This is a genomic window from Vibrio sp. AH4 (genome assembly GCF_030710545.1).
GTDB classification, from domain to species: Bacteria; Pseudomonadota; Gammaproteobacteria; order Enterobacterales; family Vibrionaceae; genus Vibrio; species Vibrio metoecus.
Window position 1 is genome coordinate 2,350,008 of sequence record NZ_JALAIV010000001.1, and the last position, 24,881, is coordinate 2,374,888.

The following is a 24,881-nucleotide window of genomic DNA, read 5'->3' on the forward strand; positions in this document are numbered from 1 at the left end:
TTACTTCATTTTTTCTCTTGCTAACAGCTGTGAAATAACCACAAGAGTTAATGAAACCACTAACATCACCGTTGCCAGTGCGTTAACTTCTGGTGAAATACCTACTTTGACCATCGAATATATCTTTAATGGCAAAATTTCGTAGGTTGGACCAGTCACAAACGAACTGATAATCACGTCATCCAACGATAGGGTAAAGCTAAGCAACCAGCCAGCCGCTACCGCTGGTTTTGCCAGAGGCAGAATGATCTTCTTCAGTATAACCCATTCTCCGGCTCCAAGATCTTTTGCTGCTTCAAGCATTTTCACATCAAAGCCATTGAGACGGCTGTATACGGTTACCACAACGAATGGTAAGCAAAAGGTGATATGTGCAATCAGCAGTGTAAAAAAGCCGAGTTTAGCGCCTAATACTAAGAACAAAGCAAGTAGCGAAATCGCCATCACGATATCGGGTGACATCATGACGACAAACAGCATGCCACTCACCACCTTTTTACCTTTGAACTGGTAACGGAAGAGAGCCACTGCCGTCAAACTGCCGATCAGGGTTGCTGCGGTAGCTGAAAACACCGCAACGTTGATCGAATGCCAAGCCGCTTGCATTAAACTGTCGTTATTCATTAGAGCGTGGTACCACTTGGTGGTGAAGCCACCCCATTTGATACCAAACTTGTTTTCGTTAAATGAGTTTGCAATCAAAACAATGATGGGTAAGTACAAGAATAAGTACACCAAACTCATAAAGCTAAATCTAATTGAACGTCCCATTAGTCTAGCTCCACCTTCTTATTCAATAGTTTACCTGCACGGTAGTAGGCGTACAGCATAATGGCCATTGCCAATGTCAGGGCAATACTGGTTGCCGCACCAAACGGCCAGTCTCTGGCGTTAAGTACTTGGCTCTTAATTACGTTACCGATAAGTAAGTTTTTCGCACCACCAAGCAAGTCGGCAATGTAGAACATACCGAGCGCTGGAAGTAAAACCAGTAAACAACCACCGATGATGCCGGGCATCGTCAGAGGTAAAATCACACGAACCAACGTCTGGAACTTGTTGGCGCCAAGATCGCGTGCCGCTTCAATATAAGTACCATCCAATTTTTCGATGGCAGAGTAGAGTGGCAGGATCATAAATGGCAACAAAATGTAAACCAGACCAATCATTACGGCTGTTTCGGTGAACATAATGCGCAATGGGGCATCGATCAGACCGAGTGACATTAACGCTTGGTTCAGAATGCCTTGCGTGCCGAGTACAATTTTTAAACCATAGGTGCGGATCAGTGAATTGGTCCAAAAAGGAACAATGATTAAAAACAGCATAAATGGACGCCATTTTTCAGGCATTTTGGCCACAATATACGCAAATGGATAACCAATCACGAGGCAGATTAAGGTTGCGACAATCGCCATATAAAACGAATGCAACATTACTTTGCCGTACAGTGGGTCAAGCAGGCGCGTGTAGTTTTCAAAAGTAAAAACAAACTTAATCAGGTTTGCTTCGTCACGTGTGAGAAAACTGGTACCAATAATCATCAGATTTGGGAACAGTACAAATAGCACTAACCAGCTGACAATTAAGGTAATAATTGCATTTTGCAGATTAAGCTTTTTGCTCATCATTGAGTACTACCTCCCAACTTTCAACCCAAGTGACAGCCACTTTCTGCCCGATAGAGTGATCCACATCTGGATCATCTTCGTTGAAGAATTCGCTAACCATCACACACATACCGGATTCCAGTTCAACAACTGACTCCAGAGTCATGCCTTTGTAAGTACGGTCTGTCACGTGGCCTACAATGCCTTTTTCTTCTGACTCTTTAATTTCTTCGATACGTAAGTCTTCAGGACGGAGGAGCACTTGTAGCTTGTCACCAGCCTTCACTTCATCTTCATAGTAAACAATTGACTCAATACCTTCGATGTCAACGCGAATGCGTTTTTCATCAAGACGGTCTAGAGTCGTTGCTTGGAAGACGTTGATTTCGCCAATAAAACGAGCAACAAAAAGATTTTTTGGGTCTTCGTAGATTTCACGAGGAGAACCGTCTTGTTCAATTTTGCCTGAACGCATAACAATAATGCGATCCGACATCGACAGCGCTTCTTCTTGATCGTGAGTAACAAAGATAAAGGTGATGCCTAACTGACGTTGCAACTGTTTAAGCTCGCTTTGCATCTGTTTACGCAATTTGTAATCCAGTGCAGAAAGCGATTCGTCAAGGAGCAGTACTTTTGGTTTGTTGACAACAGCGCGGGCAATAGCGATACGTTGTTGCTGACCACCAGAGAGTTGGTGTGGCTTACGCTGCGCCATTTCAGCAAGGCGCACCATACGTAGTGCTTCCATAACACGAGGTTCAATCTCGTTGCTTGGTACTTTTTGCATACGCAGACCAAACGCAACGTTTTCGAACACTGTCATGTGCGGAAAGAGAGCATAGCTTTGGAAGACCGTATTGACGTGTCGCTGTTCAGCAGGAACTTGAGTAACGTCTTGATCATCTAGCAGAATCTGACCCTGATCTGCAGTTTCAAAACCAGCAATCATTCTTAACACTGTCGTTTTACCGCAGCCCGATGGGCCTAAGATAGTTAAGAACTCGCCATGATTCACATCAAGATTTAGGTTACCAATGATTTCCTTACCATCGAAACTTTTGCTAATGCCAGATAGACGAATGACTGGCTTTCCTACTGAATGTTGTTCGTTCAACGTCTGTATTTCTCCCACCTCGGCCTGTAGACAATTCTACTTGTTGGACCTGTAGTTAAACAAAAATAAGGGGCGCATCATAAACACCAAGAGCACGATTTCAAAGTCTTTTTCTTACCTTGAAACATAAAAATTTTTGCCAGTTTTAGTCCACTTTGTCTAGCATACTGATTTTGCTTAACTCTTAATGCTATCAAGCGCTTAATTATCAATCATATCGACAATAATGCAAGATGAGATTGGTAATCAGATTTTAGCCTGGGATGCATTTCAGTATAATGAACACAATTTTCACGTTGAAGCGTGACGTTATCCGCGCATTCGACCGAACTAGGGCATTTTATGAATAACGATATCGAAAGAGAGTTCAATCTTGGCGGCTCGGTAGACAAAGCACTATCGGGAAGTTATGAGTTAAAAGTCGGTGATGTCCTGAAAGAGGCATGGGGCATGACGGTAAAACACTTTATTAACTTTACGCCGGCTATTTTTGTACTCATTGTCGTGCAATTAGCGATTTTCTATTTGGCTTTCAAATTGCAGATTGGTGATCTCTCGGTGATTTTGTCGGTTTTTGAACAGGGTGGGACAGTGCCAGAAGGCTTAGTCCAAGCGATGTTTATTGCGAATTTCAGTTATGAAGTGATCAGCGCCCCCATTTATGCCGGTATTAGCTTAATGGCGATGAGTCATGCTGCAGGGTTGAGAACGCAAACGCGCCATATGAGCAAAGGACTACAATTTACTATCCCAGTGATTTTAGCCACCTTATTTAGCTTAATGTTACAAGGTGTGGCAGGAATGATTTTGCCGTTTCTGTCTATGTATCTTTCGATTGCCTTTAGTAACTCATTGTTACTGATCTGTGAAAAGAAAGTGCCTCCGATGCAATCGTTGCTACTCTCGTTAAGAGCAGCGAATAAAAAGATTTTTCCATTGATTGCTATTTATTCGGTATTAATGGTGTTATTCATTATGGCCGTATTTTTGTATGGAATTGGGCTAGTTTTATTTTTACCTTTCTTCTTCCATGTGAAAGGGATTATTTATCGCAATATGTTTGGTATTCGCCTGAAAATTATTGCCTCAGATCACCCTAAAGACGATCAGGGTAACCACAGTCAATCCTCTGGAGTTTTTGATGCATAAAAAGGTAACTATTAGGCTTGTTTGGTTGATGATTGTTGCCATTGCTATCTTTGGCGTTTACCGTTTCGAGAAACCGAAAAGGACAAAACTGCCATTGTTGAGAGGTGAAGTAGTGGGTATTGCGCCTGACTTTACGGCAATGAGTGATGTTTCAGAAAGGAAAGAAGCTTTTTTTAATTACCTAAAACCCGGCGTGATGTATGAGAACTCTCGCATTCTACAAGAAAGGGCAATTCTTAAGCGGATTAAAAAAGATTTTGCAGATGGTCAACTCTCGCCCAACAATCTGGCGCAAGCTCAGCGCTTGGCGAGTCTATATTCGCTAGAGTTAAACCAAGGTATTGTGGATATCGAATGGCTACAAGAGATGCTACATCGAGTCGATGTTATCCCTGAAGCGTTGGTGCTCACACAAGCGGCGAATGAGTCTGCATGGGGAACATCGAGATTTGCCAGGGAGGCCAATAACTATTTTGGACAGTGGTGTTATAGCTCAGGATGTGGATTAGTGCCTTTGGAACGGATAGAAGGTGCATTTCATGAAGTCGCTAAATTTGATAGCGTTCAAGATTCGATTCAGGGCTATTTTATGAATGTGAATCGGAACGCTGCATATCGAGATCTACGTGATATTCGTTTTCAACTTCGCCAGAAAAAACTCAATCCAGCAAGTGATGACAGTGCTAAAGCGATGAGTAATGGCCTTATGAAATACTCAGAGCGTGGTGAAGCCTACGTAAAAGATTTACAAGCCATGATGGCGGCAAATCAAAACTATTGGAATGATAATTAAAATGAAATCAAAAGCTTACATCCTACTTGCTCCTTTATTTTTAAGCCTAAGTGTTCCTGCTGTTGCTCAACAATATATGTTTACCTACAGCAAGTTATTCTCTCAAATGAAAAGTAACACGAAAGAAGATCATCCCGATGTGAAAATGGGTATTTTCTTTGTGGATGCGCAAAGTAAGCAAAATTGTGTGATTGAAAAAGCCTGGATGGAAAAAGAAGCACACTATGAAGAGCTGAAAATCGGCCCGAGTTATGAGCTTATTGTTCCATTAGATAACAACTTACGACAGGCGAATCCTCTGGTATTTGTCGATACCCCGCAAGATCAGCGTTGTGATTTTTCCATGGTGGTGATGGCTAAGAAGCCATTTGAAAACCAAGTCTCGTACCATGACGTCGAGGTCTTGTTGCCACAAATGCAAACGATGTTGGAGCAGCTGGGTGGTATGTTTGCAAGTTGGTTTACACCTGCAGTAGAAGGCGTAACGTTAGAGTTTGCGCCAGAAACAGAGGGAATGATTACACTCAGTAATGGCCAATCCATTGCGATTGTGAATCACAAGGCGCAAGTTACGTTAGCGCAAATGGGTAAAGAGGGGGGGATGCAACTGCCCGCTCCAGCATTGCGAGTTTTACCTTATTTACCTTCTGCAAAAAAGTAAACTTAGTGATTGAAATCGATAAAACAAAGGCTGCCTGAGGGCAGCCTTTGTTTTATCAATTTAGATATTGGTGACATTTAACTGGAGTGATGGGTCAAACTCCATCACTAAGTCTTCATCTTCCACCACTTGCGGTGCAATGTCTTCTTTGTCAAAGCCAATATCGCCGCCATTAATGATGCCAGAATTTTTGTCAATCGATTTAAAATCGAACAAAGAGAAGTCCGCCAGATGGCTTGGTACCACATTCTGCATGGCTCTAAACATGGTTTCAATGCGACCCGGGAAGCGTTTATCCCAGTCATTAAGCATCATCTTGACTGCTTGACGTTGTAAGTTGGGTTGTGAACCACATAAATTACAAGGAATGATCGGGTAGCTACGCATGTCAGCGTATTTAATGATGTCTTTTTCTCGGCAATATGCCAGTGGACGAATTACCACATGTTCGCCATTGTCGGATACCAATTTAGGCGGCATGCCTTTCATTTTTCCGCCGTAGAACATGTTAAGGAACAAGGTCTCTAGAATATCATCACGATGGTGGCCAAGAGCAATCTTAGTTGCCCCCAGTTCTTTGGCCGTACGATATAAAATACCACGGCGCAGGCGAGAGCAAAGTGCACAGGTTGTTTTGCCTTCTGGAACTTTGTCTTGCACGATCGAATAGGTATCTTCTTCAACGATTTTGTATTCAACACCTAAGCTTTCCAAATACTCTGGTAGTACGTGAGCGGGAAATCCTGGTTGCTTTTGATCGAGATTGACGGCGATGAGTTCAAAAGAGATGGGGGCACTTTTTTGTAGGCTCATCAAAATTTCCAGCATGGTAAAGCTATCTTTACCACCGGACAGACACACCATAATGCGATCACCATCTTCAATCATATTGAAGTCAGCAATTGCTTGACCGGTATTACGACGAATACGCTTTTGCAATTTGTTAAAATTGTATTGTTGAGCTTTGGTCAACTCTTGATTTTGCGCTGTCATTGCTTGCTATCTTAAATCTCAAAACAAAATGAAGTGCGTATGATACGGATAAATGCCAGAGATGCCAGATTTATAGCATGCAAGAAGAAAAAATCCCCGCCATCGGGCAGGGATCAAACACGTAAGACTAGATTGCGGTTTGCGGGTCGAGTGGGCTTACATAGCCATTAGGCTTTAGCGCGAGTACATCACAGTTAATTTTATCGATTACATGCTCAGCTGTATTGCCGATAAACACGGCTGAAAGCCCAGTTCTACCAGTGGTACCTAAAATCACCATCGCTGCGTTGAGCTGTTTAGCCGCATCAGGAATAACATCTTCGGGCAAGCCTTGCTGAACAATCGTTTGTTCTTCACTTAAACCATGTTTCTGGCGTAGTGCTTTCATCGCTGTAAGATGATGACCACGGACGGCATCGGTATAAGTGGTTGGGTCAAACTCAGGCAGCTCAATGGTTATGTTCGCAGGGGTGACAGGGTATGCGTTAACAAGATATGGGTTTGCTCCGAGACGCTGGCTAAGGTTGAGTAATTGATCAACCATCCGATCATTCAAATCAATATGGGTATCGACTTCAGAGCCCACATGCACAGAAGCAATAATGTTGGCGTTTTCTGGCCAATCCGCATTTTTTACTAACAAGACCGGGGTTGGGCATTTGCGCATTAAATGCCAGTCAGTTGGAGTAAAAATAACCGACTCTAGCATGTCATGTTTGCGTGTGGCTTTGATAAGAATGTCATGTTCACCGGCAAAGATTTCTCCAATGATTGCTTCATAAGGCCTGTTGTGCCATACAACCTTGATCTCAAACTGAACGGATTGATCAACATAAGGTTCGGCGATTGAGCGCATCCATTGTTCTCTCTGATGAATAACGCCCTTACGCATGGCGTCTCGTTCTTCAAGAGAGAGCATAGATGTCATGTCATAAGAGAAGTCGTAAATCGACAGGAAGAAAGTCACGTGGCTAGTTGAAGTGCTTTTTTGCGCGAGTTGCATCGCGCGAGCTAAAGCGGGTTGTTCATCATGGTTGATGTCGGCCACGACAAGAATTTTGCTGTAAATGCTCATGGGAAACTCCTTGTTCAGTGAGGAGGTTTATTAGCTTTACTTTAGCTTAGTTATGACCAGAGTTTTAGAAAAAAGAGTGGGTATTTCTAAGAAGTATGATGTAGCTCATTAAGAGCTACATCATTGATGTTATTTAGATTCTTTAGATACGCCAGCAAGTTCCATCAGCTCAGCATGATTGAGAATCGTAATGTATTTCCCTTTTACGCTAAGGATCTCGGACTTTTGGAAGCGACCTAACAATCGGCTGATGGTTTCAACAGTCAATCCGAGGTAGTTACCAATATCACCACGAGTCATGGTGAGACGAAACTCTCGTGGACTAAAACCGCGTTGAGAAAAGCGAGTAGAAAGGTTGTATAAGAAAGCAGCAAGACGTTCCTCTGCATTTTTCTTCGAAAGCAACAGGATCATTTCCTGATCGCCTTTGATTTCGCTACTCATTAACCGCATGATTTGTTGGCGAAGTTTCGGCATTTTACCTGACAGGTCATCCAAAATTTCATATGGAATTTCACACACCATCGAAGTTTCTAGTGCTTGGGCAAAGCTTGGGTGTTGATCCTCTGTAATGGCATCAAACCCCACCAAATCGCCCGCTAAATGGAATGCGGTGATCTGCTCATCACCTTGTTCAGTGATGGTGTAGCTTTTTATCGTACCAGAACGAATAGCGTAAAGAGATCTCAGTTCGTCACCAGCTTTAAAAAGCTCCTGACCTTTCTGAATCGGTTTTTTACGCTCGATGATCTGATCAAGCTGGTCGAGCTCAGACTCATTCAAGGTAAAAGGGATACACAGTTGGCTAATACTGCAATCTTGACAGTGAATAGCACAACCACCCGATTGAATGCGCTTCGCAGCAGGCTTTTCGGAAATCATAACAACCTTTCACTAATTGATGTACGTCAATATTTTAGCATTGCTTAACCCTAAAGGGTAGTTAAAATAAATCAGCAATAACTAAACCATCAACCAAGATTAACCATCAGCTTTATGGCATCGTAAGCCGTATATAGCCCATACAGAATCACCAATATCGCTGCACATTGACGGAAAAAAAACGAGTTTTGCCAATGTGTTAACTTAGTGGCACCCCAACCGCTGGCGAGCATGGCCGGTAGCGTTCCCAAGCCAAATGAGAGCATGATCAATGCTCCTTGTGCAAAACTTCCCGCGACGGCAGACCAAGTGAGCATAGAGTAAACTAAACCGCAGGGAAGCCAGCCCCATACCATTCCAAACGGCAGGGCATGCCATTGTTTTTTGAGCGGTAATAGTGACTTACCTAATGGTGAAATCCACGGCCATACTTTTTGACCTAGCTTTTCAAGCCAGAGTAATCCAAACCACCATCGTCCGATGTAAAGGCCTAATATTACCATTAAAATAGCGGCCATTAGTCTTAGCCAGACTAATGCCGCTTGAATATCAATGAGGTTGGTTAGTGAGGCAGTAATACCTCCGACCATACCACCTATCACTGCATAACTAAGTAATCGACCAAGATTGTAGTAAAGGAGTAATATTGGCGAGGTTTTTATTTGATTCAATGAAAGTAGGGCGCTTATCCCCCCACACATCCCCAAGCAATGTCCTACACCTAACAACCCTACAATCCAGGCGCCTAAGTAATCAGGATTCACTGTTGGTCCTTATGTTGAGTGTCATCTTCGTCGAATAAAATGTTATGACCCTGTCTTTCAAGATCTTCGAACTGTTCACTTTTTACTGCCCACAAAAAAATACCTACAGCAACACAAACAAGTACGATCGCAATGGGGATCAGTAAATATAAGCTTTCCATGGCTATCTCCCTTGCTTTTTGAGCAAACGAAGTGAGTTTGAAACAACAATGATGGAACTGGCTGACATGCCGACCACGGCAATATAAGGAGCCACTAATCCTGCTATCGCTAATGGAAGAATGAGTACATTGTAACCAAGCGACCATGCTAAGTTTTCACGAATGATTTTACGAGTCTTCAAGGCCAATGTTCTTGCTTCCAAAAGCTTATCTAAACGGTCTCCAATCAACACCATATCCGCTGAGGCTTTGGCGACATCGGTCCCTCCACCCATGGCGACAGATAAATGTGCTCCCGCAAGTGTAGGCGCATCATTAATACCATCCCCCACCATTAGGGTTATATCGGTTTGGTTTAATTGACGCAGGTAGTTTAGCTTATCTTCCGGTTTCGCTTGAGCGACGACATTATCTATTTTCATCTCTTTAGCAACGATTTGTGCGCTGGTTTGAGAGTCACCGGTCAATAAGGTAATTTTGATTCCGGCAGCATGGAATTTGCTGATGAAATCTTTGGCTTCTTTACGTATCGGGTCTTGGTAATGAAAAGTTGCAATATGCTGATTATCTAAAGATAAAAACACACAATTAATGTCAGAATGGGATTGTGTATCTAACACAAATTCAGCACTGCCAATTTTAACGCGGTGATTTTGGTAGACCCCTTCAATGCCGCTACCGATGACATTCTTTACTTCATTGAGGTTGAGCCCTTCAACTTTATAGCGACGAAATGCTTTTGCGATGGGGTGGTTTGCATGACCTTCCAATTCCGCGGCAATCGCTAAGCATTCTTGTTCTGTAAACTTTCCCCAAGTATCCACTGAGCTAATTTCAATATTGCCATGGGTTAATGTGCCAGTTTTATCGATAACCAAGTGATTAACTTTACACAGGGTTTCGAATACATGGCTTTTACGCAGCATGACCCCGATACTCCCCATACTGGAGGTGGCACAAGTTAATGCTGTTGGAGTAGCGAGTGATAAGGCGCAAGGGCAGGTTGCCACAAGAACGGAGAGCATGATCCAGAAGGCATCTTCAGGCCGAGTCTGATGCCAAAAAATCCATGTTCCAGCAGCAATGATTAAAATAATAGCAACAAAGTAGCGTGCTACCACGTCAGCAATTTCAGCAATTTTAGGTTTAGAGGATTGCGCGTCATCTTGCAATCTCACAATATTTGAGATCACGGAGTCGGCTTTGGAGGCGGTTACACGTAGATCGAAAGATTCGTCACCATTGAGCGTGCCTGCGAATACTTGATCGCCAGAGTTTTTAACTACAGGCAAAGATTCACCAGTGAGCATTGATTCGTCAATATGGACACGAGTGTTGATGATCTCACCATCGGCAGGAATATGTTCGCCCGGCAAAACGCGAACACAATCACCCGGTTTGAGGGTTTTAACAGGGACTTGCTGACCATCAAGTGTTGTCGCAATTGCCGGGATCAGTTTCAGTAGATTACCACTTGCGGCGGCGGCTTTACGTCTTGCCCGCATTTCCAAAAAGCGTCCAACCAAAAGGAAAAACGTAAACATGGATATCGACTCAAAAAAGACTTCCCCTTGTTGAGTCACTGTCGCGATTAAACTCGCAACATAGGCGAAAATAAGTGCTAATGAGACAGGTACATCCATTCCTAAGGTTCTGCCTCGAACACTTCGCCATGCATTGAAATAAAACGGTAGAGCGGAATAGAGCAACACTGGAGTAGCAAAAATTAAACTTACCCAACGGAAGTAGTTTTTAAACTCAGCATCTAGGTCACCAAAGGCTTCTAAATAAAGTGCGACGGCTAGCATCATCACTTGCATGGTGGCAAGCCCAGCAATACCAAGCCGATAAAGATAGGTTTTCATGGCGTGGTGGTATTGTGCTTCGTGCTTATCAGCCTCAAAAGGCGCGGCTTTATAGCCTAATTTATGTATTTGCGCTAAGACATGGCTAAGCTGAGTTTTCGTACGATTCCAGCTCAACAAAGCTCGATTTGTGGTCGTATTCACCCGAATCGAGACAACACCCGGTTCGGCGTGAAGTTGTTTTTCAATGAGCCATGCACAAGCCGCACAAGAGACTCCATCCAGTGACAATGTCACCTCTGAGTAGTCGTCATTATGGCGCACAAATTCTGCTTGTACATCAGCATTGTCATAATGAATGAGTGCTTTAAGCTGATCAGGGACGAGATCGACTTTTTCCGCAGGAGCGGTACGGAATTGGTAATAAGAGACTAAGCCACTATCGACAATAGTTTGAGCGACCGTTTGACAGCCCGGACAGCACATTTCACGTTTTTCACCCAATATATCAACGTTAAAGTTCGTGTTGGCTGGTACATCTTCACCACAGTGATAACACGTTTTGTTCATGATCTTAGTTCATTAATGGGGTTGACGAAGTTGGGAAAGTAATACGTCCTTGAATCAGCCATTGGGCGTCATGAGGAGTGAGCTCAATAAACCAAGGTCCTTGGAGTTCATGATCGAGTTTTACTCGGTAAATACCTTGAGCATCCGCGGTAACTAGCTGAGAAAAATCTCGATCTGGAAGCGTTCTGTGAGCAAACATTGCTTGAATGGCGGGGTAATGGGTAAGTTGGCCCTTATCAAACGCGATGAGCACATTATTACCTTCAGATTGAATGGTGGCGTGCAATTCTAGTTCTTTGGCTATGTTGATTTTACTAAGATCGATATTAATGCCTTTGCCTTTTTTATAGTAATCCTCAGTCACTAATGAAACAGAGTTATTCGCAAAAACAATGACAGTAGCGACCGTCCAGATCACCACTGTTAGCGGTAAAATGATCAGGAACCAGGGCCAGAATTGTTTATACCAAGGCTTTACCATAAAAAAGTTCTCTACAACGATAAGAGGCTAAAAAATATAAGAAAGACAGCCCCTTGAAAAGGGGCTGTTATTAGAATGTTACTTATTCTCTGAATTGCTTAAGCTCCAGACATAAGCTGCAACCAATTGAACCTTATCTTCACCTAAGATATCGATCCAAGCGGGCATCACACCAGAACGACCGTTCATCACCGTTTCGGTTACATCGGCACGTGAGTCACCAAATAGCCAGTCATTATCTGTTAGGTTAGGTGCACCAAAAGCTGGATTACCTGCACCGTCTGTACCATGACAAGCAGAACAAACCGCAAAACGAGCTTTACCTGCTTCGGCTTCTTTGGCATTAACAGAACGACCTGATAGGCTCAGTGTATAACTTACAACTTCTTTTACACCTTGTTCACCTAAAATGTCTTTCCACGCGGGCATTTGACCGATACGGCCATGACGAATGGTTGTTACGATAGCTTCTGGTTCTCCGCCGTATAGCCATGCCTTATCAGTAAGGTTTGGGAAACCCCGTTGACCACGGGCATCTGAACCATGACATTGAGAACAGTTTTGTAGGAACAAACGTTGGCCGACTTTAAGTGCGTCACTATCTGCAGCGATATCTGGGATTGCGCGTAAGTTAGTCGTACCATCTTGGTAAGCTAAACGTTTGAATGCCTCACCATAATAAGCATTGGCGTCGTCCAATTCTTTTGAATATTGAACAAGGCGCTTATCTTGCTGTGCTGCTGCAATTGAAGCGCGTGATTCTTCAAGAGAACGTACTGTTTGATCTGAACTTTGCCAGCCAAGAATACCTTTAAAGCTACCTAAACCTGGGTAAAGTGTTAAATAGACGGCCGCGAAAATGAAAGTACTTACAAATAGATAAGTCCACCATTTTGGCAGCGGGTTATTAATCTCGCGAATACCGTCGTACTCGTGCCCCATGTCAACGCCTTCTTCAACCCCCATTTTGTCTTTCAGACACCAAACGAGGAGAATGGCGCAACCGAGCAAAGTACCAACGGTAATTACGATGATCCAGAGACTCCAGAATGTAGTCATTACTTAGTCACTCCTTGTTTTTAGAGGTATGTTGCTCTTCATCGGCAAAAATAAGGTTGGCAGCTTCATCAAAACGCGCTTTGCGTTTTTTACCATAAGCCCACCAAACAACGCCTATAAAGCATATGAACAGCACTATGGTCCAAATACTGTGAATAGTACCGATATCCATAATTACCTCTGTTATTTCATTGCGTGACCAAGAGATTGAAGATAAGCAATGATGGCATCCATCTCTGTTTTACCTTCTACATCTTTTGTCGCATTTGCTATTTGTTCATCAGTGTATGGCACACCAAATTGGTCACGGAACAACGACATTTTTTGTTGCGTGTATTTGCCATCCAGAGTGTTTTTAGCTAACCATGGGAATCCTGGCATATTTGACTCAGGAACCAGTTCACGTGGGTTCAATAGGTGAACACGGTGCCATTCGTCAGAATAACGCCCACCGACACGTGCCAAATCAGGACCTGTACGTTTAGAACCCCATAAAAATGGATGTTCCCAAACGCTTTCACCCGCGACAGAATAATGGCCGTAACGCTCCGTTTCAGAACGGAATGGACGAACCATTTGGCTATGACAAACGTTACATCCTTCACGGATGTAAATATCACGGCCTTCCAACTGCAACGCAGTGTAAGGTTTCAGGTTTTGCACCTCTTCGGTCGTTTGCTTTTGGAAAATCAATGGAGTGATCTCTACAAGAGCGCCCCAACTGATTGCAAACACGATAAAAATGGCTAACAAACCGACATTACGCTCAAGTAATTCATGGCGATTATTAGAATTAGAACTCATTGCTTAATTCTCCTTATGCCGGCTGCACAATAGCTTTTAAGCTATTTTTCGGTGCAGAAATTGTCTTATAGGCGTTGTAAGCCATCAGGAACATCCCAGACAAGAAGATGAAACCACCAATAAAGCGAACAGTATAGAATGGGTACGATGCTTGTACTGACTCGACGAAACTGTAAGTTAATGTTCCATCAGAGTTTACTGCACGCCACATCAAACCTTGCATTACGCCGGAAATCCACATTGCAACAATGTACAAAACGGTGCCGATAGTAGCTAACCAGAAATGCGCATTCACCAAACTCATGGAGTACATGCGTTCTTGTCCGAAGAGTCTAGGGATCAAGTGGTAGACAGAACCAATCGACACCATGGCTACCCAGCCTAATGCACCAGAGTGAACGTGACCAATCGTCCAGTCGGTATAGTGAGAAAGTGCATTGACCGTTTTGATTGACATCATTGGACCTTCGAACGTAGACATACCATAGAAGGACAAAGACACAATCAAGAAGCGTAGGATTGGATCATAACGTAACTTATGCCATGCACCAGAGAGCGTCATGATACCGTTAATCATTCCCCCCCAAGATGGAGCGAATAAGACAAGAGACATCACCATACCGAGAGATTGAGTCCAATCGGGTAGAGCAGTGTAGTGCAAATGATGAGGGCCTGCCCAAATATAGAGCGAAATCAGAGCCCAAAAGTGAACGATAGACAAACGGTAAGAATAAACTGGGCGTTCAGCTTGCTTAGGAACAAAGTAATACATCATCCCAAGGAAGCCCGCTGTTAATAGGAATCCTACGGCATTGTGTCCATACCACCATTGAACCATCGCATCAACAGCACCAGCATAAATAGAGTAGGACTTACCCCAGTAGATCGGTAAGGCCATACTATTCACGATGTGCAGTACGGCAACGGTAATGATAAACGCACCGAAGAACCAGTTAGCAACGTAAATATGGGATGTTTTACGTTTCACTAAAGTACCAAAAAACACAACAGCATACGCAACCCAAACAGCTGCAATGGCAATGTCGATTGGCCACTCAAGTTCTGCGTATTCTTTACCAGAGGTATAACCTAAAGGTAAAGAAATGGCAGCGGAAACGATGATGGCTTGCCAGCCCCAGAACGTAAATGGAACTAACGGACCACCGAATAGACGAGTTTGGCAAGTACGCTGAACAACATAGTATGATGTTGCAAACAGGGCACTAGTACCAAACGCAAAAATTACCGCATTAGTATGCAGAGGACGTAAGCGACTATACGTCAACCACGGCGTATCAAAGTTTAGCTGTGGCCAAACTAATTGAGCGGCAATCAAAACACCTACAGCCATACCGACTATACCCCAGAGAATTGTCACAAGGGTAAATTGGCGGACCACGGTATAGTTGTAGTTTTGTTCAAGCTGCTTTTCTTGGCTCATTTGCATGCTTCCAATGTTTAATTAACTACACTTTTACTTCCAACACGACTTTCGTCGTAACACCACCCAAATCCACAATAAAAACAATGACATTCATTGTGTTAATTCTTATTGCTGACTTTATAAAAAAGTGGCATTTTCAACGTATAACTATACTTCAATTAACAATTCAATGACAGTGTAGTAACCTTACACTCCATCAGGATTTGGCCTTTTATTTCAAAAATTTGAAGTTTGTTACACGAGGAACATGCATTCATGGCTGCAGTAAAACTATCAAAAGCTCGACTTGCTCAAATCATAATCACATTGGCAGTTTTGATCAGCGCTTTTGTCTGGAGAACATGGTCATACAAAAGTGACCCGGTTGTAACATGCCATATGAGCCACCCTTGTGAATTTCGTATTGATGGTCGTGTCGTCAACATATCTCGCCATACTGAATTGGCTTCAGATTTCACTATCTATACTTTCTTACCTTGGGATGAAGATTGGTCGATAGTCGTTGATGGTAAAACGACGTATCAGCCTGGAAAGTTACAGCTTTTTGTAAAAAAAGAGGTGAAAAGCTCAAACGTGAAGATTAACCATCGTATAACGCTCAAATTGATAGATGTCATGTAAAGTATCACCCAAAAGCTAAACCATAGATTGGTGCTATTTAAACGCATTGTTATATCAGGTATAAAGAGCGTCATGTAGCGTAAGAAAATTTGTGTAATGCGGCTAAAAACCACCGTTTCCACTCAAACAAGCCTTGAATCTTGCATCCATGAGCTCCAAAAGGTCATAGATAAAAAAGATTTGTCGAATTTGGTTTGCTATTTCACTCAAGAATTTGATGCAGAGCAATTAGCTGCATCATTGATAATGGCTTTTCCTAACATACCCATTATTGGTTGCTCTTCATGCCGAGGCGTGATGACTCAAGATGGCTATTTTTCTAACCCCGCAGTAGGGTTACTAGGAATTTACGATCTCCCTAAATCTGCATATACCAGTGCTTTAGTTTGCTTGGATGAACATCCCTGCGTATTAACATTGGTCGATCAAGTGATTGATGATGCTCTCAGTCGAGTTAATCGAAGTGGAGAGTTACCTAGCCTTGTCCTTCTACACGCAACTCCAGGCATTGAAGAAACCTTAATTGAAAGTATTGATAGTAAATTTGGTTCACAAGTTCCGATTATCGGAGGTAGTGCGGCAGATAACTACATTGATCAAAACTGGTCAATATTCACTGAACAAGGTGTAACCCACAAAGGGGTTGCTTTGCAGTTGATGTTTCCTTCTCAATCAGTGTTTAGTGGATTTAGTGCGGGATATTCACCTACAGAGTTTTCAGGTTTCATTACTAAGGCTAAAGGAAGAGTAATAGAAGAAATTGATGGTGAACCCGCGAGTAACTTATACAAAGAATGGGTGGGAGATCATTCAGGAATTCTGATTGGGGATGAGTACATTTTTGACCATGTAACTCGTTTTCCTTTAGGGCGAGCGATCGGTGAGAGCTCGGATTTTCCTCAATATAAATTAACTCATCCAGTTCGAAGAACTGACACCGGTGGACTCGAAGTCTTTGCGAATGTTGAAGTAGGGGAATTGGTTAGCTTAATGACTGGATCTCAACGACAACTGATCGAACGGGTGTCTCGTGTTATTCAGGAAGCTAGTTATAAAAGTTATCTAGATAAACCTTTACTTGGCTCATTAACCATATTCTGTGCAGGTTCCATGTTACGTTTAGGCAAAGATATACATAAAGTTCACCATAAAATGCTGGAACAGCTTGATGGATGCGATTTTATTTGTCCTTTTACTTTTGGTGAGCAAGGGCGATTCATCAATGGTGAGAATGCACATGGGAATTTAATGATTTCTTCAGTTGTATTTTGTGAGGAATAGTTGTGAGTTCAGAACATACTGAAAAGTTTAATGAACTGAGCCTTGAGCTGAAAAAAAGTATTGAACGTGAAAAGCAATTAGCTGAAGAGAATAGGGTAATTCTATCGGCAATATCTGCTTTTAGCATGGCTGCTAATAAGAATGAAATTTTTGATGAATTAAAAAATTTACTCAATCGATATATCAAGTTTGATGAATTTGTTGTTATCTCGAAAGAAAAGGATTGTCAGGTTTTTAATACTTTGCTTTCATCTAACAACCTATTAGATGGCTTAGCTTGGCCTGTTGGAGAAAAATTTTCCCGCGTGCTTGATGGTGAGTGCATATTATTCTTTGAACCATTTAAATTAGAAGAGTTTTCTTGTTTAAAAGAACACTATAAAGGTAAGGCTAATTCAGTATTAATCACTGGAATTCAAGCGCAGGTGAGCAACTCAGTATTGATCTTGATTGGTCATAATAAGGGGCAATTTTCCCTCGAAACAAAAGCTACGTTGTCACGTTTTCGGCCGTTGCTTGAAAGGGCCATCTCTGATATTGAGCATAAAGAAGAATTGATAAAACTTGTCGAAATAAGGACTCGAGAACTCCGTTTGGCACAAAAGTTTGCTGAACAAGCTAATCAGTCAAAATCTAATTTTCTCGCGATGATGAGTCATGAACTAAGAACTCCATTAAATGCTGTTCTTGGATTGATTGATGTTTTGCGAGGTGATTCAACAAGTTATCAGGCTGAGCTGCTTGAGCAAATGGAAAACTCAGCTGAATTGCTTTTAATTATTATTAATGATGTTCTGGATTTAAGTCGTATCGAATCTGGACATTTCTCATTACATTGCCACTGGGTTGATTTGAAGAAGAAACTAGACCAATCATTAGTGTATCATCGACAAATTGCTCAAGAAAAAGGTATTGCTTTTAACGTTCAGACTCATATCAATGAAAGACTAGAATACTATACGGACTCCGCTCGGTTAACTCAGATTCTTTTTAATATTGTAGGTAACGCAATCAAATTTACTAAATCTGGACAAGTGGATATTGATTTGATCTATGGCACGCATCAAGTCACTTTTCGAGTTAAGGATACAGGTATTGGTATAGAGAAAAATAGAATTGACCGGTTGTTTACGCCTTTTATTCAGGCTGATAACTCTATAACAAGGAATTATGGTGGTACAGGATTAGGATTGGCAATTACGAAACACTTAATTGAGTTGATGGGAGGGTCAATTCAAGTTGAAAGTGAACTAGAGGTCGGAACCACATTTATATTGCAAGTTCCAATCCACTCACGGATAAACAGTTCGATACAGGAGCACATTCATTTACAACCGCTGTCTGGTATAAATAACCACCATATTCTTGTTGTTGAAGATACAAAAACAAATCAAACGGTCATACAACTCTTGCTGACAAAGATGGGGTGCAGTGTGACTATCGCTGAAAATGGATTACAAGCAATAGAAATTTTAAATAAATCACCTGAGTTCGATCTTGTGCTCATGGATATTTCGATGCCAGTTATGGATGGTTTGTCAGCAACAAAAATAATCAGGGGGTTCAATCAAGAAATACCTATTATCGCATTAACTGCTCACACTGCCGGAAGTGATAAACAAAATTGCATAGACGTCGGAATGAATGACATCGTACTAAAACCAATCCGAAGTAAAGATATCATTGATGTAGTTAAACGGTTTCTTGCCTAATAATCATACTTAGCATAGTAGATGATAAATATGATTATTAGGTATTTTATGGTAAATAGATTTATGTTTAATCTTGGTAGCTCTGGTAGGTAAATCCGTTTGTGTTCTTACGTGGTTGATATTTTATTTAACATAATCCACATAATACGTACTAATGTGTTTTGGTTTTGTAACGGATTTCAACTGCCATAAAGACACATTTAACTACAATACGCTTTGACGGTTTGTGCATTCACTTGACTTAGTGTTCAAAATTGCTTGTGCGGTTCCAAGTGGATTTCTAGAATACGTCACAGTATCCCACAAGCGGTGCTTTGCTTTTTTTAATGGACTTTTCTATCTGTGATTTGATTTTCTTCGCAACACGATTTAATTCTGCATCATCCGCAGAGACTGAATGGCTAAAAACAAGAAGATATGCACAGAATGCTAGTTTTAATGATTGCAGCATTATAATCACCTAAAAAATAACCCCAGAAAATATACCTGAAAATTTTCTGGGGATTGTAAATGCTTACATTATTTGAGGATGAACAATGCTTTTCATGCAACTGAGCTGTTTCACGTTAATTGATGTTAGTGACCTTTCTTTGCTGTTGAACTCATGTGGTTAAAACCTTGATGCGGAAACACGTTGCGGATTCGCTGCTGCACTTTTTTGGGGATTCTCTTAGAGAAAACCAGCTTTGCTCCCGTTCTTTGTTGATAAACCTTTAGTTGCCCAGAAAACGTTTCATGTTGAGCAATGTCAACCAAGTTATGCTTAAAAGTATGCGGTAGATGGCCTTTACTCTTAATCAGTTGTCCATCCTTAAATGTTACGACCAAAACCGGTCTATCAACGGCAACTAACCAGAAAATGATTGCCGCAGCGATTAATATTACATACAACATGCATACATCCTTATTCTGACAATAATCGATTAAGATCTTCTTTCAGACTATTTACCGTTTTACTGGCTTTTTCACTTCTCGAAGCTTCACTAAGTAAATACTCAATGGCATCAGATAATGTACAGCCTAATTCATTGGCTTTATGAGATAACTTCTCCCACACTCTATAGTCTAAATCGATAGATTTCTTACGAGTATGAATTTGTTCTGCGTTAAAGTGACGTTTACGTTTAGCCCTAATAGCTTGTTTGAGCTTGTTGTCGAGCTCCGGCGACATATGCTCTTCAATCCACACTAAGACCTGTGTGGGATCATGTTCAAGCATTTTGAGCTTTTGTACCGCAGACTCAATTTCACTTCGATCGATATAATGTGTGATCGCTTCCCCATCCTTCCACTTGTTGATGAGATATTGCCATTTCCAACCACATTCTAAATTTTCAAGTTGTTGATATTTCATCTTCGGTCATTGTCCATTGTTGTACAGTGACAGCGTAACCCAGTATAGGGAGGCTTTCAATTCTCATCGTTAAAAAAGCGAGCGAGATCATTGTTGAGTAATGCTGTTCGCTGCGGGGCTTTTTCTATATAATTTGGCTCTTTTCAATCAGTTCGATATCTCATGACCCAAAGCATCTGGCGCAGTGTAACGCCTCAATTTGAGCAGTTTAACAAAGTCCTTGAAAACTACCCTAACCTAGCTCCCAATTCACTGATAGAGATCCAACCTCGTTTGGCCAGTGCGTTTGACCAGTTTTTACATCTTGATGGTTTTAGTCGAATTTTATTGATTAATGCACCTGATAACTCCATATATCGGTCATATTTTAAAAATGCTTTGTTAAATGAGAACCACGATGTACCGGTTGTGACCACCGAAACATTAGATATTTCGGATATCTTTGGACAAATTAAGGTTGAATGTGGTGCTATCACTCAACAGGTTGCAGGATGCCTTGAACGGGCGAATGGTGGTTTTTTAATTGTTTCTGCTAATTTGATCTTAGCTAACGCAAGAGCTTGGCCAATGTTAAAGGCTGCGGTTTTGGGTGAGCCTGTCTCTCCTATTAATTGTGATCCGCGATCTCCTTCACCTATCTCTCAAACTCAAAGCTATGATGTAAAGTTGATTGTGGTTGGCGATCGTACTCAATTGGGCGATATTGATTTTTTGGATGCAGATATCCACTCTGGTTTATGTCTGTTCTCTGAGCTTGAAATGGATTTGAAGATTGATGAAGAATCGATTGAATTTTATCTAGGATACTTACTTTGGTTATGCGCTCAATATGGTTTACCGCCATTAGAGGTTTCTGCTATTAAGTCATTAATGACGGCAGGAGCTCGTTTTACTGAAGATCAACACTACGCTCCACTGTGCCTCATGTGGCATAGATCTTTACTCGAAGAAGCTCGCTTAGAATCTCAAAATCAACGTATTGACGCTGAACATATTGAGATGGCTTTAGATAAGCGTTATTTGCGAGAGTCTTACCTACCTGAGCGTGCATTAGACGATATTCTTGATGGTCAGGTCATTATTGAGACACAAGGTGAGCAAGTGGGTCAGGTTAATGGTTTAACGGTGATCGAAGTCGCTGGACATCCACTGGCTTATGGTGAACCTGCACGAATTTCTTGTGTTATACATTTTGGTGATGGTGATATTGCTGATGTGGAGCGAAAAGTAGAACTCGGCGGCAACTTGCATGCTAAAGGCATGATGATTATGCAAGCCTTTGTGAGTAGTGCATTGAATCTTGATGGCCCCTTACCTTTTTCTGCCTCGATCGTTTTTGAACAATCCTATAGTGAAGTTGATGGCGACAGCGCATCTTTGGCTGAGTTATGTTCACTTGTGAGTGCATTATCTGAATATCCGATAGATCAGCAAATTGCAGTAACCGGAGCCGTTGATCAGTTTGGTCGAGTTCAAGCTGTCGGTGGTTTAAATGAGAAAATTGAAGGCTTTTACCAAGTGTGCTGCCACCAAGGATTAACGGGAGAACAAGGTGTCATTCTACCTAGTTCGAATCTGAAACACTTGGCTCTTCATAAATCTGTCGTAGAAAGTATCAAGAATGGTGAATTTAATATTTGGCCGGTTTCGACCGTCGATGAAGCGATTCCTCTCTTAATGGGAAAACCCTTCCGTGGTGAAGATGAAGATAGTGTAATAGCGAAAATCGCTGAACGAATTGATAATTTTGAAAAACTTGTACAGCCACACGGAATTGTGGAACGGATCAAAAACTTGCTTGGCTGGCACTGATCGGAGTTGTTTGGCGTACACGTGTTCACTAACATGCATCCAACAAAAGATGGAGTAATCAATAATGCAAAACAAACGTGATTCGTACAGTAGAGAAGATCTTTTAGCTTCGAGCCAAGGTAAGCTGTTTGGTGAGGGATATCCTCAACTTCCCGCTCCCAATATGTTGATGATGGATCGTATTACTAAGATGTCAGAAACAGAGGGTGAATTTGGTAAAGGCTTGATCTTGGCTGAGCTAGATATCACGCCTGATTTGTGGTTCTTTGATTGCCATTTTCCTGGTGACCCAGTGATGCCTGGTTGCTTAGGTTTGGATGCAATGTGGCAACTGGTCGGTTTCTTCTTAGGTTGGGTTGGCGGTAAAGGTAAAGGTCGAGCACTTGGTGTTGGTGAAGTTAAATTCACAGGACAAATTTTACCAACAGCCAAAAAAGTGACCTATGAAATCAATATGAAACGTGTCGTTAATCGTAAGTTAGTTATGGGCTTAGCCGATGGCCGCGTGTTGGTTGATGGGAAAGAGATCTACGTCGCCAAAGATCTTAAAGTCGGTTTGTTTCAAGATACATCAGCGTTCTAACTCATTTTCTCTAAACGAATAACAGCCCTTTAAGGGCTGTTTTCCTTTGCTTAAAAGCTTTAATTAAAGCTTTATGTTGTATGGGAAATTATTTGCAGAGACCAGAAAGTTTATCGTTTCTAGCATCACGCCAACCACCTAACCAATAAGAGCGTACTTCCGTTTGTTGATAGGGACATTCATCATGGGATCGACCATTTAGGCCGGCTTTATATCCTTGTGACTGAGCTCTTTCTAGGCGATCACGCTTTTGTCTCTTCATAGTTCTGTCCTCATACGGTAACTTTGGTATAACGTACAACTATTAAAGTTGTGTGGATCTTTTATGACCACACCATTAGAGAATCGATCAATTTTTCGTGTTTCACAAGCAATAAAAAAGGCACAAGCCCAAATCTGTGAGCTTGTGCCCTTCCTGACAATATTTACAATTTTCTACGGAACCCTAGCAATCCCAACACGGTTAGAAGCCCCAAACCTAGGCTACCTCCTTTACGTTCAGAGGCTTGCTCTTCGGTTGGACGTGTTTGAATATTGTTGCTTGTTGCATTAGTAATTGGAACTAACTTCACAGCTACTACGGTTTCCTCACGGTTACCACCACCACACAATGAATTGTGTGCGGTTGTATCGTATCCACCATCACATTTTAGTGCTGTGGCAGAGATAACGCCGGCATCATTAATATCCGTGGCATCAATAATCCGGAACTGGTTATTGCCTGTGACTGAACCATCATTGGTTAAATCATCCAACCACCATGCTTTATTCGCAAAAATAGCCATGCGATTCGCATCACTGCCATTTGTGTTGTATGGGTAAATGAACCCTCTTTTACGGCGTGGTTTACCGTCGTTTTCTCGAGTGCTATCCGCATCAACTTGTCCAACAATCTCGTTGTAACTATTGATGGAACCCGCTTTACCACCTGCCCCTGCAAAGAAAATACCGCCACTTAAAAATGATGCTGTTGGAGTGCTTGCTGAAACATCATTAATAACAAACAGACGATTGCCCGCCGCTCCATTTTCAGGTCGGCTACCTGCACGTTTGGCCTCGCCTAAAGCAACAAGATTTTTATTCACATCAGTAACTACCGAGTTGCTATGAATATAATCGCCGCTAATTTTTGCCTCTGCACCAGAAACGGCTTTGGTTGTCCAATTGGCGGTATTGGAAAAGTTAGCTAGGCTATCAAGTTGAAAAATAGAAGCTTGCATATAGTTATTATCGGCATCGTGGGTGCTATAACCTACTGCGTATAGCTTATCTCCGCTTTCAACAACGTCACGCATAGTGCCTTGTGCAAGGCGGTTACTTTTGTTTTCTGTATTACTTGGCCAGTTAAGCTCAATGGCAGTTCCATCAGTTTTCCAAATCGCTGGTTTTGAAGAGAAATAATCACCTTCGTCACTTTTAAAAGGACGAGATACACTGCCTACTGTATAAGCACCATCAGTTTTCCAGGCTCGAGTATAAAGAAAACCCGCGGTGAAATTAGGCGCTGAACCAGTATAACGAGCGGTGATAGCGCCAGCGTTTCGACGATACGTTGTCACGTCACCAGCTTTCACGTTGATTCCGATAGGTTGTGCAGTCTCGGTTAGGCTATTGATGACTACGTTTTGGGACTCGTCGATAGAATTTCCCGTTGTTCCAGTCCCTACAAAAGCGATGGAGTTTGGAATTTGTGATGCGTTGATTTCTGCCTGCCAACGATTCCAATGTGGTTCAGCCCATTCATCACAGGTTGAATACAGCAGCTCGTTGTAGCAGTAACTTTCAAAATCCTTGAGCTCTTGAACATATAAGAACGCATTATCAATTCCGAAAGCCACTTCATCACGGTAACTTAAACCATCTACTGCTTTGCCTGTGCTGGCTTTTTCAATGCGAGTTTCACCTGCTAAAGCAAAGTCTGTACATGCTATTTCATCAGGAGAACCAATATCAATTGACGAGCTCGTGAAGCAGTTTTCAACAGCATCTGGGTTACTTGCTTGGATCGCTACTCCCCATGCACTGTCGAAGTTTTGTCCTGTGCTTGGGGTCACTTCCATTACTTGGTAGAGTGCCGCGTTGGCCGTTTGGGTAGCAAGCAATACTGCGCTAGCTAAAATCGAACGTTTAAAAGTAATACGACTCATGTT

Annotated in this window: 25 protein-coding genes and 2 pseudogenes; 9 read left to right on the top strand and 18 right to left on the bottom strand. The window is 42.0% G+C overall.

The window, feature by feature from the left end; all coding sequences use genetic code 11:
* The 3 genes from potC to potA are packed head-to-tail and all read right to left on the bottom strand — an operon-like array spanning position 1 to position 2,745.
* Entirely contained in the window at positions 1-771 is a 771-nt protein-coding gene (gene potC / locus MKA69_RS10910) for a spermidine/putrescine ABC transporter permease PotC (RefSeq protein WP_055028955.1), read from the bottom strand.
* Positions 771-1,628, bottom strand: a complete 858-nt coding sequence (gene potB / locus MKA69_RS10915; RefSeq protein ID WP_170938000.1) for a spermidine/putrescine ABC transporter permease PotB — start codon at positions 1,626-1,628, stop codon at positions 771-773. The genes potC and potB overlap by 1 nt, the downstream gene beginning before the upstream one ends.
* Positions 1,612-2,745 (bottom strand): spermidine/putrescine ABC transporter ATP-binding protein PotA, encoded by a 1,134-nt coding sequence (potA, locus tag MKA69_RS10920; protein WP_032470017.1) that lies wholly within the window; start codon positions 2,743-2,745, stop codon positions 1,612-1,614. Before potA ends, potB begins: the two co-directional genes overlap by 17 nt.
* Before the next feature lie 324 nt (positions 2,746-3,069).
* On the opposite strand from potA, the gene MKA69_RS10925 reads away from it, so the two are divergent.
* From MKA69_RS10925 to MKA69_RS10935, 3 genes are read left to right on the top strand one after another with little or no spacing between them, the layout of a single operon-like run.
* Positions 3,070-3,876 (top strand): hypothetical protein, encoded by an 807-nt coding sequence (locus tag MKA69_RS10925; RefSeq protein ID WP_305848034.1) that lies wholly within the window; start codon positions 3,070-3,072, stop codon positions 3,874-3,876.
* Positions 3,869-4,669 (top strand): glucosaminidase domain-containing protein, encoded by an 801-nt coding sequence (locus MKA69_RS10930; protein ID WP_055027668.1) that lies wholly within the window; start codon positions 3,869-3,871, stop codon positions 4,667-4,669. The genes MKA69_RS10925 and MKA69_RS10930 overlap by 8 nt, the downstream gene beginning before the upstream one ends.
* 1 nt (position 4,670) lies before the next feature.
* Entirely contained in the window at positions 4,671-5,330 is a 660-nt protein-coding gene (locus MKA69_RS10935; protein ID WP_055032665.1) for a DUF2987 domain-containing protein, read from the top strand.
* A 60-nt stretch (positions 5,331-5,390) separates the two neighbouring features.
* Here MKA69_RS10935 and ttcA read toward each other — a convergent pair whose 3' ends face one another.
* The 11 genes from ttcA to ccoN all read right to left on the bottom strand — a co-directional run bounded on the left by ttcA (position 5,391) and on the right by ccoN (position 15,365).
* On the bottom strand, positions 5,391-6,323 hold the full coding sequence (ttcA, locus tag MKA69_RS10940; protein WP_305848035.1) for a tRNA 2-thiocytidine(32) synthetase TtcA: 933 nt from the start codon (positions 6,321-6,323) through the stop codon (positions 5,391-5,393).
* Positions 6,324-6,450: 127 nt separating this feature from the next.
* Positions 6,451-7,398: a universal stress protein UspE gene (gene uspE, locus MKA69_RS10945; RefSeq protein WP_000029909.1), complete on the bottom strand. Its 948-nt coding sequence runs from the start codon at positions 7,396-7,398 to the stop codon at positions 6,451-6,453.
* 129 nt (positions 7,399-7,527) lie between these two features.
* A complete protein-coding gene (locus MKA69_RS10950; RefSeq protein ID WP_000622577.1) occupies positions 7,528-8,280 on the bottom strand; it encodes an FNR family transcription factor in 753 nt (250 codons plus the stop codon).
* An 89-nt stretch (positions 8,281-8,369) separates the two neighbouring features.
* Positions 8,370-9,044, bottom strand: coding sequence for a sulfite exporter TauE/SafE family protein (locus tag MKA69_RS10955; RefSeq protein WP_001067606.1), 675 nt, complete (start codon positions 9,042-9,044; stop codon positions 8,370-8,372).
* A complete protein-coding gene (gene ccoS / locus MKA69_RS10960) occupies positions 9,041-9,205 on the bottom strand; it encodes a cbb3-type cytochrome oxidase assembly protein CcoS (protein ID WP_000445302.1) in 165 nt (54 codons plus the stop codon). The genes MKA69_RS10955 and ccoS overlap by 4 nt, the downstream gene beginning before the upstream one ends.
* Before the next feature lie 2 nt (positions 9,206-9,207).
* A complete protein-coding gene (locus tag MKA69_RS10965; RefSeq protein WP_055028950.1) occupies positions 9,208-11,580 on the bottom strand; it encodes a heavy metal translocating P-type ATPase in 2,373 nt (790 codons plus the stop codon).
* 4 nt (positions 11,581-11,584) lie between these two features.
* Positions 11,585-12,061 carry a FixH family protein gene (locus tag MKA69_RS10970; protein ID WP_000240589.1) on the bottom strand — a complete coding sequence of 159 codons (477 nt, stop codon included), beginning with the start codon at positions 12,059-12,061 and terminating at the stop codon, positions 11,585-11,587.
* Positions 12,062-12,139: 78 nt separating this feature from the next.
* A complete protein-coding gene (ccoP, locus tag MKA69_RS10975; protein WP_305848036.1) occupies positions 12,140-13,120 on the bottom strand; it encodes a cytochrome-c oxidase, cbb3-type subunit III in 981 nt (326 codons plus the stop codon).
* A 7-nt stretch (positions 13,121-13,127) separates the two neighbouring features.
* The gene (locus tag MKA69_RS10980) at positions 13,128-13,292 is read right to left on the bottom strand and encodes a CcoQ/FixQ family Cbb3-type cytochrome c oxidase assembly chaperone (protein ID WP_000351114.1); all 165 of its coding nucleotides are present in this window, start codon (positions 13,290-13,292) and stop codon (positions 13,128-13,130) included.
* Between the two features lie 11 nt (positions 13,293-13,303).
* On the bottom strand, positions 13,304-13,924 hold the full coding sequence (gene ccoO, locus MKA69_RS10985; RefSeq protein WP_055028949.1) for a cytochrome-c oxidase, cbb3-type subunit II: 621 nt from the start codon (positions 13,922-13,924) through the stop codon (positions 13,304-13,306).
* A 13-nt stretch (positions 13,925-13,937) separates the two neighbouring features.
* A complete protein-coding gene (gene ccoN, locus MKA69_RS10990) occupies positions 13,938-15,365 on the bottom strand; it encodes a cytochrome-c oxidase, cbb3-type subunit I (protein WP_055028948.1) in 1,428 nt (475 codons plus the stop codon).
* 258 nt (positions 15,366-15,623) lie between these two features.
* Here ccoN and MKA69_RS10995 point away from each other — a divergent pair, with 258 nt between their 5' ends.
* From MKA69_RS10995 to MKA69_RS18215, 4 genes and pseudogenes are all read left to right on the top strand, one after another.
* Positions 15,624-15,989, top strand: coding sequence for a hypothetical protein (locus tag MKA69_RS10995; RefSeq protein WP_000741776.1), 366 nt, complete (start codon positions 15,624-15,626; stop codon positions 15,987-15,989).
* 165 nt (positions 15,990-16,154) lie between these two features.
* A complete protein-coding gene (locus MKA69_RS11000; RefSeq protein WP_233267684.1) occupies positions 16,155-17,270 on the top strand; it encodes an FIST signal transduction protein in 1,116 nt (371 codons plus the stop codon).
* A 2-nt stretch (positions 17,271-17,272) separates the two neighbouring features.
* A pseudogene (locus MKA69_RS11005) lies at positions 17,273-18,551 on the top strand (sensor histidine kinase); the annotation flags it as partial.
* Positions 18,552-18,619: 68 nt separating this feature from the next.
* Positions 18,620-18,982 (top strand): annotated as a pseudogene (locus MKA69_RS18215) (response regulator); the annotation flags it as partial.
* 576 nt (positions 18,983-19,558) lie between these two features.
* On the opposite strand, the gene MKA69_RS11010 reads toward MKA69_RS18215, so the two are convergent.
* Both MKA69_RS11010 and matP read right to left on the bottom strand, forming a co-directional pair.
* Positions 19,559-19,876 (bottom strand): DUF3634 family protein, encoded by a 318-nt coding sequence (locus MKA69_RS11010; protein ID WP_305848038.1) that lies wholly within the window; start codon positions 19,874-19,876, stop codon positions 19,559-19,561.
* A gap of 10 nt (positions 19,877-19,886) precedes the next feature.
* Entirely contained in the window at positions 19,887-20,336 is a 450-nt protein-coding gene (matP, locus tag MKA69_RS11015) for a macrodomain Ter protein MatP (protein ID WP_000877143.1), read from the bottom strand.
* 162 nt (positions 20,337-20,498) lie between these two features.
* On the opposite strand from matP, the gene MKA69_RS11020 reads away from it, so the two are divergent.
* Positions 20,499-22,148, top strand: coding sequence for a Lon protease family protein (locus tag MKA69_RS11020; protein WP_305848039.1), 1,650 nt, complete (start codon positions 20,499-20,501; stop codon positions 22,146-22,148).
* 64 nt (positions 22,149-22,212) lie between these two features.
* Positions 22,213-22,731 carry a bifunctional 3-hydroxydecanoyl-ACP dehydratase/trans-2-decenoyl-ACP isomerase gene (gene fabA, locus MKA69_RS11025; protein ID WP_001180254.1) on the top strand — a complete coding sequence of 173 codons (519 nt, stop codon included), beginning with the start codon at positions 22,213-22,215 and terminating at the stop codon, positions 22,729-22,731.
* Between the two features lie 88 nt (positions 22,732-22,819).
* On the opposite strand, the gene rmf is transcribed toward fabA, so the two are convergent.
* Positions 22,820-22,993 (bottom strand): ribosome modulation factor, encoded by a 174-nt coding sequence (gene rmf, locus MKA69_RS11030; RefSeq protein ID WP_001881287.1) that lies wholly within the window; start codon positions 22,991-22,993, stop codon positions 22,820-22,822.
* Between the two features lie 163 nt (positions 22,994-23,156).
* Positions 23,157-24,878, bottom strand: a complete 1,722-nt coding sequence (locus tag MKA69_RS11035; RefSeq protein ID WP_305848040.1) for a DUF3466 family protein — start codon at positions 24,876-24,878, stop codon at positions 23,157-23,159.
* Positions 24,879-24,881: the final 3 nt, after the last annotated feature.

Excerpts from the sequence above, each read along its gene's own strand:
- uspE (WP_000029909.1), bottom strand. The coding sequence starts at position 7,398 with ATGAGCATTTACAGCAAAATTCTTGTCGTGGCCGACATCAACCATGAT.
- ccoS (WP_000445302.1), bottom strand. The coding sequence starts at position 9,205 with ATGGAAAGCTTATATTTACTGATCCCCATTGCGATCGTACTTGTTTGT.
- potC (WP_055028955.1), bottom strand. The coding sequence starts at position 771 with ATGGGACGTTCAATTAGATTTAGCTTTATGAGTTTGGTGTACTTATTC.
- MKA69_RS11020 (WP_305848039.1), top strand. The coding sequence starts at position 20,499 with ATGACCCAAAGCATCTGGCGCAGTGTAACGCCTCAATTTGAGCAGTTT.
- rmf (WP_001881287.1), bottom strand. The coding sequence starts at position 22,993 with ATGAAGAGACAAAAGCGTGATCGCCTAGAAAGAGCTCAGTCACAAGGA.
- MKA69_RS10995 (WP_000741776.1), top strand. The coding sequence starts at position 15,624 with ATGGCTGCAGTAAAACTATCAAAAGCTCGACTTGCTCAAATCATAATC.
- MKA69_RS11035 (WP_305848040.1), bottom strand. The coding sequence starts at position 24,878 with ATGAGTCGTATTACTTTTAAACGTTCGATTTTAGCTAGCGCAGTATTG.
- MKA69_RS10930 (WP_055027668.1), top strand. The coding sequence starts at position 3,869 with ATGCATAAAAAGGTAACTATTAGGCTTGTTTGGTTGATGATTGTTGCC.
- MKA69_RS10965 (WP_055028950.1), bottom strand. The coding sequence starts at position 11,580 with ATGAACAAAACGTGTTATCACTGTGGTGAAGATGTACCAGCCAACACG.
- MKA69_RS11010 (WP_305848038.1), bottom strand. The coding sequence starts at position 19,876 with ATGTTGTATGTAATATTAATCGCTGCGGCAATCATTTTCTGGTTAGTT.
- matP (WP_000877143.1), bottom strand. The coding sequence starts at position 20,336 with ATGAAATATCAACAACTTGAAAATTTAGAATGTGGTTGGAAATGGCAA.
- MKA69_RS10980 (WP_000351114.1), bottom strand. The coding sequence starts at position 13,292 with ATGGATATCGGTACTATTCACAGTATTTGGACCATAGTGCTGTTCATA.
- fabA (WP_001180254.1), top strand. The coding sequence starts at position 22,213 with ATGCAAAACAAACGTGATTCGTACAGTAGAGAAGATCTTTTAGCTTCG.
- MKA69_RS10925 (WP_305848034.1), top strand. The coding sequence starts at position 3,070 with ATGAATAACGATATCGAAAGAGAGTTCAATCTTGGCGGCTCGGTAGAC.
- ccoP (WP_305848036.1), bottom strand. The coding sequence starts at position 13,120 with ATGACTACATTCTGGAGTCTCTGGATCATCGTAATTACCGTTGGTACT.
- MKA69_RS10935 (WP_055032665.1), top strand. The coding sequence starts at position 4,671 with ATGAAATCAAAAGCTTACATCCTACTTGCTCCTTTATTTTTAAGCCTA.
- ttcA (WP_305848035.1), bottom strand. The coding sequence starts at position 6,323 with ATGACAGCGCAAAATCAAGAGTTGACCAAAGCTCAACAATACAATTTT.
- MKA69_RS10970 (WP_000240589.1), bottom strand. The coding sequence starts at position 12,061 with ATGGTAAAGCCTTGGTATAAACAATTCTGGCCCTGGTTCCTGATCATT.
- ccoO (WP_055028949.1), bottom strand. The coding sequence starts at position 13,924 with ATGAGTTCTAATTCTAATAATCGCCATGAATTACTTGAGCGTAATGTC.
- MKA69_RS10950 (WP_000622577.1), bottom strand. The coding sequence starts at position 8,280 with ATGATTTCCGAAAAGCCTGCTGCGAAGCGCATTCAATCGGGTGGTTGT.
- ccoN (WP_055028948.1), bottom strand. The coding sequence starts at position 15,365 with ATGAGCCAAGAAAAGCAGCTTGAACAAAACTACAACTATACCGTGGTC.
- potB (WP_170938000.1), bottom strand. The coding sequence starts at position 1,628 with ATGAGCAAAAAGCTTAATCTGCAAAATGCAATTATTACCTTAATTGTC.